Here is a 12,105-nt window from a genome sequence, read left to right on the forward strand (position 1 = left end):
GCAGGGACAAGCTGATACGGATATCGACGTGTCATTCCCAGAAGGAGGCAAGCGGCGATGGCAAAGCGAAGCGAAGCGGAGCGGCCCCGCCCCTGGCTTTGGGTGCTGCTCGGTGTGCTGGCAGTGGCCGCAGCGGTGGTCTGGTGGCCGGGATGCCGCAAGTATCCCCAGGTAACCAGCCCTGAAGCCCTGAGTCTGGCCCGGCGGCTGTACACCGCTTGCAACACCCGCCACGAAGGCCGCCTGACCGCTGTCGAAGCGGAGGTGGACCGCCTGGCCCAGCAGGGCATCCTCACGCCGCGGGAAGAGGAAGCCTTCCGCTTTATCGTGGGGCTGGCCCGCGCCGGCCAGTGGGAGCGCGCCGAGCGGGAAAGCTTCCGCCTCGCCGAGGATCAACTCCGGCCCGGGGCGCGCCGCTAAGCTTATGGCCGTTGCAGGTGGAATGGTGGGCACTGAGCGTTTCTGCGACGCGCCGCCCCGCCAGTAACACCCGAACAGCTAACGGCCTGAACAGCGAGGTGGCCGCAGCGAGGCGGGCACTACTTATGGACACGCCCCTGTCAGAGATGTCATCCGCCGTGCGCGACCACCGCATGGACCCTGGCCGTAGGACCAGCACAAACCTCCTTCGGTCCCCCTCCTCCGCCGCGTGCTGGATTAATCGATGCTCTGATAGGAACATCCCACGATGCCTGTCGAATCAGCGGATGATCTGACAACGCGGCCAGGCTTTTTGCAGTTCCTGGACACCCGCAGCCGTGACTTGGGTGTTGCTCAGGTCCAGCCATCGCAGGTTTTGGAGTTGGGTCAATTCCTTCAGGCCCACGTCGGTCCATTTCTTCAGGTCCGCGTCCGTGATTGCGGTGCCGCTCAGGTCTAGGCCGAAGGGCATGCGGGGATCGGGGAGCTTTTCTCTCGCGCCATCCTCTGGCCAAATCCTGAACCGAAACCGCGGCAGGTCCCCCGCTTTCGCCTCACGCTCTTCCACGAACTGAATGAATCGATCTTCCGTGACGCGAAGCCAGCCCACTTGGGCACCCGCCGCACGCCATTACTTGACCACCTCCTCCGGCATGCGACGGAGTTTGTCTTTCTCCGCTGATTCACTGGATTGACCCAGATTTGGCCCCCCGCTTAGCAGCCACACAGCGGCCAGAGCGAACGCAATAGTGCTGCCAACCCGCCGCTTCATGGCTCGCCCCCAACTAAGATTTGCACGAGGAGAGGGAATTGACCCCTTCAGTGTAACCCTCCGTCATCATCCCTAACCAGCGAAAAAACGATCCTGGCGATCGCGGCGACTGTGACGGTCTGGTATCAGGGCGTCGGGGTGTCATGGCACAAGGGATGTCAGGACGAAGTGGAGGGAACCCATCCTACGGCCAGAGCGGCGGGGGGATTAGGCCGAGCTGGACTCAGCCGGTGGCGGCTCTGGGGTGCGGCGCGGCGGCTGCAAGGCTTGCACCTGCTTCCAGATTGGGCCGTACACCTCCTTGTCGAAGGGCGGGCAGCCCGTGGGAAACTGGCCCAAGGGATGCTGCTTGGCCCGCATCAGAGCAGTGCAGTAGCTGAAGGTGCGGCAGATGCGCTTGCGGTCGAGCCGGCCATGCTCGCGGAGCTGGCGGACCCAATCGGGTTGAGCCAGGGACAGCCGCCCTAATCCCACGCAGGTGACGCGCGCATCGCGGATGTTGGCTGCCCCCGCATAAGGGAAAAACTCCTGCAAGTAGCTGTAGCCCGTGCCGACCACGACCAGGTCGGGAAACGCCTGCTGCACCGCCGCGGTGAGACGGAAATGGCGATCGACTCCCACCAGCGGATGCTCCGGCGCCGGGTAGCCATCCGGCGGAGGATACTCAAACGGACGCCCGATATGCGGCTGGGCATACGGATTGCCCATGCTGATGTTCACCAGCACCACGCCGAGCGCCCGCATCTGGCCGATCCACTCGATCGGTTCCCGCAGATCGGGCTGGAAGGGGTCGTCCAGATTCATGCCCCAGCCGTTAGCCAACGGCGTGGTGAAGGGCACAGGCTGGCCATTGGCTTGATAGGGGATGCCGTCATAAACGTTGATGCGGGTGGCGAGCAAGACGTGGGAAGGCAGAACGGCCCGGACCGCTTCGAGGACCAGGCGGATCAGGCGCGTGCGGTTTTCTAAGGAGCCGCCGAAGCGCCCCGGACGATTGCGTGCGCCGAGCAACTCGCTGAAGAGATAGCGGTGGCATTGTTTGATGTCCAAAAAGTCGAAGCCCGCCTGAACGGCAAGGCGCGCGGCGGCCACATACGCATCCACCAGCCGGAGCAGGTCGTCATCACTTAAGAGCGGTGTCTCCGCGGTGACACCGTATCGCCCGACCAAGAGCGGGTCGTGGGTAGCCAGCAGAGGGCGGGGATAGCTGTAGCGGCCGGAGTGGGTCAGTTGCAGGCCGATGAGCAGATCGTTGTCGTTTTCCCCGGCCTGGCGGTGGGCCTGCCGGCAGGTGTCCACCAGGCGGGCGAAGTCCCCCACCGTCTGCTCGTTGAGCCACAATTGCCGAGGGGTGGCCCGGCTCTCCTGGACCACCGCGCACGCCTCGCCCCAGATGAGTTTGGCTCCGCCAGCCCCGAAACGCTGGTAGCGGCGAAAGGTCAGTTCACCGGGCCGGCCGTCCAGCTCCCCGTCGCAGCCTTCCATCGGGTGGATGCACCAGCGGTTGCCCAGCCGCCGCCCGGCGATCTCCAGCGGCTGCCACAGCGGCGCGAGGTCCTCGGAGAAGCGCAGGTCGATCCCCAAGCGGGCATTTTCCGCCTCGATGTCCGCTATCGTCTTGTAGTGGAAGAAGGTTGCCATAGGTGCCAACTCACGCGCGGGACTGCCGGGAGGGTGCGAACCCAGTTGGAGACACACTAGAAGCCTGTCCTTCCCGGAACAAGGCGGCGAAGAGGAGCAGGATGGCCAGATACGCCAGCAACGGCCAGCGCCAGACGGCTTCCCAGTCGGTCCACAGCTCGTGCCGGTGGGCCGCGACGATCATCCCCGCCAGCAGGTTGCCCGCCAGGATAGCCGGGCCATGAGCCAGAAAGGTCACCAGGGCTTGGGCGCCGGCTCGCAAGTGCGGCGGAGCTTGCCGATCCACATAATGCATTCCCACCAGTGTGTAAAAGGCATAGCTCCAGCCATGCATGGGCAAGGCGATGGCGACAATCCCGGCCCGCCAGCCGCTGTAAAGCAAGGCATTGCGCAGGAGCCACCCCGCCAGACCCAGCAGCATCACCCGCTTCAAGCCCAGCCGGTGCAACAGCCACGGTGTCACGGCCATGCAACCCATCTCGCACCACTGGGCCAGGGTCATGATTAGCTCCGGCGTCCACCGCCCCCACCTCCCCAGGTCCGCCTGCACTCCCAGGTCCGCCAGATAGCGGGAAGTGAAGACGGTGTAGAACTGATTCATCGCCCCGCCGACAAACAGCACCACCGCAAAGACCACCAGGGACCGCTGCGTGAACAATTGCACGGCAGGCAAACCGAGCACCTCGCGGATCGGCCGGCCATAACCCTTGGGAGGGGTATGGGGCAGACCCGGAGCGAGCAGGGCTAGCATCCCGGAAGCCACCGCCGCCACTCCCAACGGCTGCACCGACACCGGTTCCAAGAGCCAGCCCACTACGAAACCGGACACAATCCAGCCCAACGTCCCTGTCAAGCGCACATACCAGAAGGTCCCGGCGCGATCTTCCAGATTGCGGAAGCTGATGACGTTGGTCAGCGTTAGGGTGATCTGGCAACCGATGGCGTAACCAAGCAGACTGACAAACAGCAGGGTCAGAGTCGCCTCTGGTCCCGTGAGCGGAGAGATGCAGGCCCAAGCGGCCAGGGTCATGAGCACCGCCATGCCCGCGTGCGTGACGGCCAAGACACGTTCCACGGCGAACCAGCGATCCGCCAGCGGACCGACCAGGAGCGGCGCGGCCAAGGCCCCAAAGGCAAAGGTGCTGTAAACCAGGGCGACCTGGAACGGGTCAAATCCCAGCCCTCCCTCCGCCGTCGGGGCTTGCAAATAGCGCGTCAACGGAACGACCCACGCCCCCAGGCCGAAGTATTGTAAAAACATCATCCCCGCCAATTGCCAGGGAACGATCCAGCGGCGCCGGCCTGTACTCCCCGTTTCACCACTTCCCTGCCCTCCCGCATCCACCGGAGTTGCTCCTTTCCCTGATGGCCCCCGCCTGCTCCGCTTCCCCGCTTCCACCCCAGGGATTCCAACCGGGAACATTCCCCTGCCAGGGCGGGCGAGTGTTTCCTGTCCTGGGCCGCGAAGCCGCCTGAATCACGTTATACAAACCCCGTCGCTGCGGTAGGGGAGACCCCGCGGACGCCTCGTCACCGAGCAGGGCAGATTGCTACAACAATTATTCCGGTTGATGGCGGGCTAGCCTCGGCCTGGCTGCGGGGGCGCGACCGGCTCCCCAGGAAGCCGAAATTGCGACCGACTTGAGGGGAGAAGGCTCGTGCCGCAGGGCAGTGACAGAGCCTGGTCCGGACCGGGCATCGACTTGGACAGTGATCTGCGAGGGAGTGACCCACCATGGCAGCAGACCCGTGGTTTCAGGATTTGTTTGCCGAACGGATCGGGGGGGCCAACTACGGCAAGGGGACGGAGATCTACAAATTCGAGAAGATCAAGCGAGCCAAGCGGAAGGTGCTAGCCGAGCATCCAGAGCGGCCGCTGCTGGATTTTGGCATCGGCGAGAATGACGACATGGCGGACCCGCGCATCCGCGAAGCGCTGGCCCGCGAAGCCAACAAGCTGGAAAACCGCGGCTACGCCGACAACGGCATCATGGCCTATCGCGAAGCAGCGGCGGAGTTCATGGAGCGGCAATTCGGCGTCCGCCTTGATCCGATGACAGAAATCTGCCACTGCATCGGTTCCAAACCGGCGTATGCCCTGCTGCCCGCTTGCTTCATCAACCCCGGCGATGTCACCCTCATGACGGTCCCCGGCTATCCCGTGGCGGGAACCTGGACCCGTTACTTCGGCGGGGAAGTCTACCGCCTACCGCTGTACGAGAAGAACGGCTTTTACCCTGAGCTGGACAGCATCCCTGGCGACATCCTTCGCCGGGCCAAATTGCTTGTCCTCAATTACCCCAACAGCCCGACGGGCGCGGTGGCCAGCCGGGAGTTCTACCAGCGGGTCATCGATTTCGCCCACCGGCACCGCATCGTGGTCATCCAGGACGCCGCCCACATCCTGCTCACCTACAAAGGGGAACCCTTGAGCTTTCTCCAGGTGGACGGGGCCAAGGAGGTGGGCGTCGAAGTCCATTCCATGTCTAAGGGGTTCGACATGATCGGCTGGCGCCTGGGCTTCGTCGCGGGCCATCCCCGGATTGTGCAAGCCTACGCCGACGTCAAGGACAACACCGACAGCGGCCAATTCATGGCCATCCAGCATGCCGCCGCCCTGGCTTTGCGCACTCCTGATATTCCCCAGCGGATTCGTGCCAAGTATCGCCGCCGCCTGGAAAAACTGGTGGCCGCTTTGCAACAGGTCGGCTTCCGCTGCCAAATGCCCGGAGGCACTTACTTCCTCTACACCCCCGCTCCGATCGCCGCGGGAGAGCGCCGGTTCGCCACCGCCGAAGAGGCCGCCCACTTCCTCATCCAGGAACAAAGCATCTGCACCGTTCCGTGGGATGATGCCGGGGCGTATCTCCGCTTCTCCGTCACCTATTTCGCACCCGATGAAACGGCGGAGGATGCCCTGATGGCCGAAACAGTACGGCGGCTTTCCACCCTCCGCCTGCAATTCGCCTGAGCTGCGCTCCATTCGTCGGAGCTGCTCGCGCAGTTCCCAAGGCTTCGAGCCGCTCCGGCGGAGCTTTGGGGCATCCGAGCTTCAACGGTCCTCCCTGTCGAGTTCGCGCGGCGCGGCGAGTCGGCCTGGCGGCGCTCGGCGAGGGCATCCGGAGGGGCTACGGCAAGCAGCCCGGCAAAGGCCGTTGCTTTGAGAGAAAACCCGGTGCTTATCCGTGCGGCAGACGGCGAGGGCGGCGGCATTTCGGGGGACCGAGGACTTCCTGCAAAATCACCGCCAGCGCCAGCCCCTGTCCCGTCGAGAGCAGAGTTGTCAGGTTTTTGGCCAACGGGGTTTTCGGAACGGGGCGGGCACGGGGTGCGAAACGGGTGACTTGGGTGGCAGGAGCGCCGGTCTCGCCGCTGGGAGGCGTGGCCGCGGTCGCGGTGTAGGGCACAGCAACCGGAGGAGGGGGAGGAGGAGGCGGAGGCGGCGGAGTGGAACGCGCTCCAAACTGGTCCGGCATCATCAGCTCAGCCCCGCCGGGCGCACGCGACGGCAGCGGCGGGGGAGGGGGAGGAGGCGGCGGAGGGGGCGGCGGCGGAGGGGGCGGAGACGCCAGAGGTTCCGCCACTCGGCGTGGGCGCGACGGTTTCTTCACCGGAACAACCACAGGTGCCGGCGGCGGTGTGGAGGGCTTGCGGGCATTTTCCTTTTTGCCGCGTAACCGATCCAACTCCGCCAGGAAGCGCTCCATCTCCTTTTGGCCGGAGGCGCCTCCTTCCTCTTCCCCAAGAACGGGGCGGGCGGGACGGGGACGCCCCATCTGCTGCTGGTGCTGCTGTTCCTGGAAATTGCTGAGCACCTTGGCGATCATCCCCACCACCGAGGATAGGACGATGATCCCCACAATGATCCAGATGAGCGGTCCCCCCATGATCACTCCTCAGTTTATGGTGACAATGGCGCGTCCTGGCGGAGCCGAAGCAGCCGGGGCGAGCGGCAGAGGCTTTCGAGCGGTCCCCCCTCACGGGAGCGGGCGGGACAGCACGACGCCCCGGTTCAACTGGCACGTCCCGGAGTGGCTTCACTGCCGCCGCCGGTCATGGCCGCGATGTTATTGCGCATCGCCGTGTCGGATTGCAGATTGCGTAGGGCATAATAATCCATGACGCCGAGGTGGCCGCGGAGGAAGGCTTCGGCAATCGCCTTGGGGATCAACGCCTCGGCTTCGACCACTTTGGCGCGGTTTTCTTCGACCAGGGCGCGCATTTCCTGTTCGCGAGCCACCGCCGCCGCCCGCCGCTTCTCCGCTTCCGCCTGGGCCACGCGCAGGTCCGCCGCTGCCTGGTCTGCTTGCAGCTTCGCCCCGATGTTCTCCCCCACCTCGATGTGGGCGATGTCAATCGACACGATCTCGAAGGCCGTCTGGGCATCTAGGGCATTGTGCAGCACGGTCTGGGAAATCATGCCGGGATTGGCCAGCACCTGGCGGTGATCATCGGCGGAACCAATGGCCTTGACGATGCCTTCCCCGACACGGGCAATGATTGTTTCCTCGGTGGCGCCGCCCACCAGGCGCTCCAGCTTGGTGCGGACCGTCACGCGAGCCTTGGCCAAAAGCTGAATGCCGTTTTTGCACACGGCATCCAGGAACTGCTTTCCCTTGGACGGGTCCGGGCAGTCGATGACTTTGGGGTTGACGCTAGTACGGACCGCTTCGAGGATGTCGCGGCCTGCCAGATCGATGGCCGCCGCCGTCTTCCAGGGCAGCTCCAGCCCGGCCTTGTGCGCCGCGATGACCGCCGTGGCCGTCTTCGGCACATTCCCGCGGGCCAAATAGTGAGACTCCAAATCCTGCGTCGTGACTTTGACCCCGGCTTGCACCAGAGCGATCTTCTGCCGCACGATCATCGCATAGTCCACGTTCCGCAGCTTCATCCCGATCAGGGTTCCCATGCCAATGTCGGCCTTGGTGAGCAGCGCTTGAATCCACAAGCGGATGAAGCTGAAGAACACGAACAGGAACACCAGGATGATCAGGACGGCCACGAAGGCCAGGACAATGAGGATCATGTTCCCCTGGCTGATCCCCTCACTGCCTGCTTTCTGTTGGGCGAACATGAGGAAGGAATGGAGTGTGTTCATCGTCGGCTTCCCTTATATCGGATCGAGAGTTCTCTCCCTGAGAGCTTCGGAGCACAGCGCAAGGAAGATGTTTCAGTGGCTTATATGCAGTTGTTCGTGATCTCGTGATATTCCTTTTAGCGAAGATCGGGGTATTGGTCGAGACTCTCCCTGTTCGGCGCAGGTCGGTTTCCAAGCCGAGGTTCGGGGTCCCAAGGCGGCTCCTCTGCCTATTAGCGCAGGTCGAGGTCCAGGTCGAGGTCGTCGCCGCTGCGCCGGGCCGGAGGCGGGGAAACCAGAGGGTCCGCCGCACTGCTAGAGCTAGGAGAGGCACTCGGTGCCGCACCCGGCGGGGCCGCGGGGGAGGCGCCGCCTTGGGGTTGGATTTCTTCGAGCGCTTCCGGCGGCACTTCCAGTTTGCGGACAATGACCCGCCCCGGCTTGACATCGATGCAGCGGACCCAGACGCCGGCCTCCAGCATTTCGCCTTCGGTGAGGGCATCCACCCGCTTGTTGCCAAAATCCACGATCCCGGAAGGACGCATCGGTGAGACAGTCTTGCCCACCCGGTTCTTCAGGGCCTCCAATTCGAGCACAGCGGGGATCGTGCTGGGGGCCGTCGCCGTATCGGGAGGCACCATGCCGATCGCCATGCGCCGCCAGGCCGCCACGATAAAGTAGAAAGCGGTCGGCAATCCGAGCGACAGGGCCGTGATGGCAATGACTGCCTCCAGGGTCGTCCCTTGCGAAAGGATAATCCCCACTCCGCCTGCGAAGGCCAGCAGGGAAATGACCACCAGAATCCCGCCGCTGGGCAGGAAAATCTCCGCCACCAGCAGCACTAGCCCAACCGCGAAGAGCACCAGGGAAAGCGTCAAGTAGTCCATGACTGTCTATTGTCATACTGGCATCGGGGAGCAGGGGCGAGTCAACTACCCCACCCGGCCCGTCCGCCTTCCGTCACCGGTTCCGAGTCCCGTTAGACTTCCTTTACCACAATCCGAGTCCCTTCTACCTGGATCACTTGGACGCGCGTGCCGGCGGGGATGAAGCTGCCATCGGAGACCACATCGACGAATTTGTCGCCGAAGCGGACCACGCCGGCGGGCCGCAAGGGTGTGTGACTGGTCCCAATAGCGCCGAGCAGTTCGGCTGCCTCTTCCGCACCGGGCAGAAACTCCACGGCCCGTTCTCCCCGTTCCGCCGGGGCCTCCAAGATCAACCGGTTGGCATACGGCACCTTCGGGAGAAACCGCGCGATCAGGAACGCGGACAACAGCGCTCCCAACATGGCCAGCAGGTACATCAGGATCCGCCAGCCGAGTTGGCCCCACTCCGCCCCGCTCTCCGGCAAACGGTCGAAAGTGACCAACGCCAGCCCGGCGAGCATGGATAGAATACCAAATAATCCAGGGGCACCAAAACCCGGCAGCACAAAAATCTCGATGCCCACCAGCACCAGACCTAACAGGAATAGCAGCAGCGCCAGGACAAAGGTCTGGCCGCTGAAGCGCGACTGGGACCAGAACACCAGAATGAAGCACAGAGCCGCCACGATGCCGGGGACGGTCAGCCCGGGGACCTTGAGTTCCAGGATCAAACCGGTAAAGCCGATGACGACCAGCAAGACCGTCACGACCGGTTTGCGTAAGAACTCAGCGAAGCGGTCGAGCCAGCCGGGGTCCGCCGGCCGCAGCTCGCGGAAGCCGAAGAGGGTGGCCACCTCGCTGACCTGCTTTCCTGTCACGGTGTAACGGGCCACGCCAATGTCCTTTGCCAAGGCGGCATCGAGCACCAACCATTCCCCCGGATGCTTAATGACCTTGTCCAGTTGCCATTCGTTCTGTTGGGCTTCCAGGTCGGCACGGGTCATGAGGCGGCGCTGCCGGGCATCGTCTTTGCGCACGGCCCGCACAATTTCCACCTGACGATCCAGCATCCCGTCGATGAGCACTTCGGGATACCCTTGCAGCCGGGCCAACTCGCGCAAGCTGAGGCGATGCGCCTCGATGTCTTTCGGCGGAGCCGACTCCACATAGCGGCTGAAATCGCCCAGGGTGGCACTGGGCAGCGGTTCGCCGCCGCCTTCTGGCGGCTTAGGCAGCGTCATGACAATCTGGGTACACCCCAACGCCACAACCGTCCCGGCGGCCGGGGCGGATTCAGGAATGAAGGCGATGATCTGCAAGGGTTGGTCGCCGCTCTGAGCGGCGCGGAGGTCTTCGGCTAGGCCGCGGGCCGCCACCAGATCGTTGCCGCCGCAGTGCAACTCCAGGATGAGCACATTCCCGCCCCGGCTGCGGACATTGCGGAGCACGCGCTGCACCGATTCCCGCATCGCCCCGTCGACGTTTCCCCGCAGCACGTAGGTGAAAACTTCCGGCGTCCGCCCGCCCAAAGGATCATCCCGTACCACCGCCGCCGGCAAGCCGTACATCTCCGCCACTTCCGCCCGGCTCTCCACGAGCGCCCCTCGCCGCAAACCCACGTCCCGCGCTACCTCCGCTGTGTACAAACCCACCGTGTTATCCGCCACGCCTCTCACCGGCTCCAAGCCCACGTAGAGCTTCTCCACGTTCGGATCGCGGGCATCCACATACGCCTTCTGATTCGGGTCCTTGCGGGCGGAGGCCTTACGCAGTTGCACCTGGGGATCGTACATCTTCTTGATCAGAGCGAAGCGCTGCTCCCCAAAGCGAGGATCGCCGCGCAGGAAGTACCCCTCGTACTCGGTGCGGGGCGGTTCGATCCCTGGTCCTGTGATTTCCCCCAGCGCTCCGTTGCGGCCCATGACGATCTCGTCGCAGGCCAGCACGGGCATGACTGTATGGCCGCTCACCTTATTGTGCACATAGGCCACCGTGGTGGCCCGACCCCGCAAACTGCGGATCAGATTCGTCAGGTCGCTACAGACGCCGGGCCGAGCGGTCCACGCCGGCTTTCCATCGGGATTGAAGTCAAAAACGATCACCCCCAGACTGCGGCCTCCATGCTCCCGCGCTTCGATCTGCTTCTGAATCCGTTCGACGGCCTCGCTGGTGATCGGACTGGGCACCGTGATGAAGAGTCCTTCCGACACTTCCGGTTGGGCCGCCGGCCCGCTCGCCGCTGCCAGCAGCAGGGCCAAGCTGGTCCACAACTCCACGGCCGGCCGCCGGAACCTGCTACCTCCTGTCACTGCCGCGCCCCTCCCCATCATGGTCTGCATTCCTCACTGCCTGGAAACCAAACTTACGTGTCTTCATGGTCGAGAAAATCACTTCTCACCATCTCACCATCGGGAAAACGCACAACCGGGAAAACCGCGCAATCCGCCGACGCCGTCGCTCTTCTGATTTTTTTCCTACTCGCTCTTCAGTCCCAATGACGATTCAAAGTCCTGAATCCCTTCTGGCTCCGCTAGCCGCGCCTTTTCTGTTGCCCCTGCGGACGGAGTCGAAGAGGCCGGTCCCCCCGCGCAGGGGGTTCGCCTTCGGGTAGCAAGTTTCGGAGCATCCCATCGCTTCCCGCCCTGGTCTGGGGAAGACAGCACCCTCCCCTTAGACCGGACCCCTCAAACCAGAATCCCCCCGCATGCCAATTATAACGCTTTCGCGTGCTCAAGCCAAAGGCTTAACAGAAGGCAACGCCAGAAGGAAGGTTGGGACGGCAGAAGCTAGCGGATTGCGTGCAGCCTCGCGCCCTGTCCCCTGGGTCCCTGCTCCACGGTGTCCTGGAACCCGCCCTGTGCCCCCGCCCGTTCCCAGTTTCCGAAATGGAACCGATGCTTCTCAGACGCTCACCTCCACCTCTCCTCCATGAGCGTCGATAGGCGTGCCGCTCCCCCATACCGACCGTCAGGGCGCCGCTTCGTCTCGATATGAGGAACCGAACTCTCGCATCGAACCGAACTCTCGCACCGAGAGGAACCGAACTCTTGCGCCCTTCCGCCGAGGTCTCTGGCGCTGTCTCTTGTCCAACTCCCGCTCGTCATCTAACATGTCTTACACCTGTGCGGCGGGGTAGCTCAGGGGTTAGAGCAGTCGCTTCATAAGCGACGTGTCGTGGGTTCGATTCCCACCCCCGCTACTGGGATTTGTGCAGCTTGTTGCAGGCCGATCAAAGCAGTGGCCAGCCGCAACTCCCAACCTGGAATACAAGCTCGCCCTCGTCCCGCGTCCAGTTCCGCACAAAATGCTTCCGTTTAACTCCTCGA

Annotated in this window: 10 protein-coding genes and 1 tRNA gene; 3 read left to right on the forward strand and 8 right to left on the reverse strand. The window is 63.8% G+C overall.

The features are described 5' to 3' along the window. Positions 1-57 precede the first annotated feature (57 nt). A complete protein-coding gene (locus tag H0921_RS08130) occupies positions 58-420 on the forward strand; it encodes a hypothetical protein (RefSeq protein ID WP_194537553.1) in 363 nt (120 codons plus the stop codon). A 280-nt stretch (positions 421-700) separates the two neighbouring features. Here the strand turns inward: H0921_RS08130 and H0921_RS08135 are convergent, their stop codons facing one another. The 4 genes from H0921_RS08135 to H0921_RS08150 all read right to left on the reverse strand — a co-directional run bounded on the left by H0921_RS08135 (position 701) and on the right by H0921_RS08150 (position 4,178). Then, complete coding sequence (locus H0921_RS08135; protein WP_194537554.1) at positions 701-1,030, reverse strand: hypothetical protein; 330 nt, start codon at positions 1,028-1,030, stop codon at positions 701-703. 21 nt (positions 1,031-1,051) lie between these two features. Further along, positions 1,052-1,192 (reverse strand): hypothetical protein, encoded by a 141-nt coding sequence (locus H0921_RS08140; protein WP_194537555.1) that lies wholly within the window; start codon positions 1,190-1,192, stop codon positions 1,052-1,054. 207 nt (positions 1,193-1,399) lie between these two features. Beyond that, positions 1,400-2,833, reverse strand: coding sequence for an oxidoreductase (locus tag H0921_RS08145; RefSeq protein ID WP_194537556.1), 1,434 nt, complete (start codon positions 2,831-2,833; stop codon positions 1,400-1,402). A gap of 10 nt (positions 2,834-2,843) precedes the next feature. Next, positions 2,844-4,178, reverse strand: coding sequence for an MFS transporter (locus H0921_RS08150; RefSeq protein ID WP_194537557.1), 1,335 nt, complete (start codon positions 4,176-4,178; stop codon positions 2,844-2,846). A gap of 390 nt (positions 4,179-4,568) precedes the next feature. On the opposite strand from H0921_RS08150, the gene H0921_RS08155 reads away from it, so the two are divergent. After that, positions 4,569-5,804: an LL-diaminopimelate aminotransferase gene (locus H0921_RS08155; protein ID WP_194537558.1), complete on the forward strand. Its 1,236-nt coding sequence runs from the start codon at positions 4,569-4,571 to the stop codon at positions 5,802-5,804. Positions 5,805-6,012: 208 nt separating this feature from the next. Here the strand turns inward: H0921_RS08155 and H0921_RS18170 are convergent, their stop codons facing one another. The 4 genes from H0921_RS18170 to H0921_RS08175 form a co-directional block, all read right to left on the reverse strand. Next, on the reverse strand, positions 6,013-6,720 hold the full coding sequence (locus H0921_RS18170; RefSeq protein WP_261345460.1) for a hypothetical protein: 708 nt from the start codon (positions 6,718-6,720) through the stop codon (positions 6,013-6,015). A gap of 125 nt (positions 6,721-6,845) precedes the next feature. Further along, positions 6,846-7,859, reverse strand: a complete 1,014-nt coding sequence (gene floA, locus H0921_RS08165; RefSeq protein WP_194537652.1) for a flotillin-like protein FloA — start codon at positions 7,857-7,859, stop codon at positions 6,846-6,848. A gap of 284 nt (positions 7,860-8,143) precedes the next feature. Continuing rightward, positions 8,144-8,797, reverse strand: a complete 654-nt coding sequence (locus tag H0921_RS08170) for an NfeD family protein (protein WP_194537559.1) — start codon at positions 8,795-8,797, stop codon at positions 8,144-8,146. 92 nt (positions 8,798-8,889) lie between these two features. Further along, entirely contained in the window at positions 8,890-11,109 is a 2,220-nt protein-coding gene (locus H0921_RS08175) for an NfeD family protein (protein ID WP_194537560.1), read from the reverse strand. Between the two features lie 796 nt (positions 11,110-11,905). On the opposite strand from H0921_RS08175, the gene H0921_RS08180 reads away from it, so the two are divergent. Next, positions 11,906-11,978: transfer RNA gene (locus H0921_RS08180), tRNA-Met, on the forward strand. Positions 11,979-12,105 lie beyond the last annotated feature (127 nt).

Source organism: Thermogemmata fonticola (genome assembly GCF_013694095.1).
Taxonomy (GTDB): Bacteria; Planctomycetota; Planctomycetia; order Gemmatales; family Gemmataceae; genus Thermogemmata; species Thermogemmata fonticola.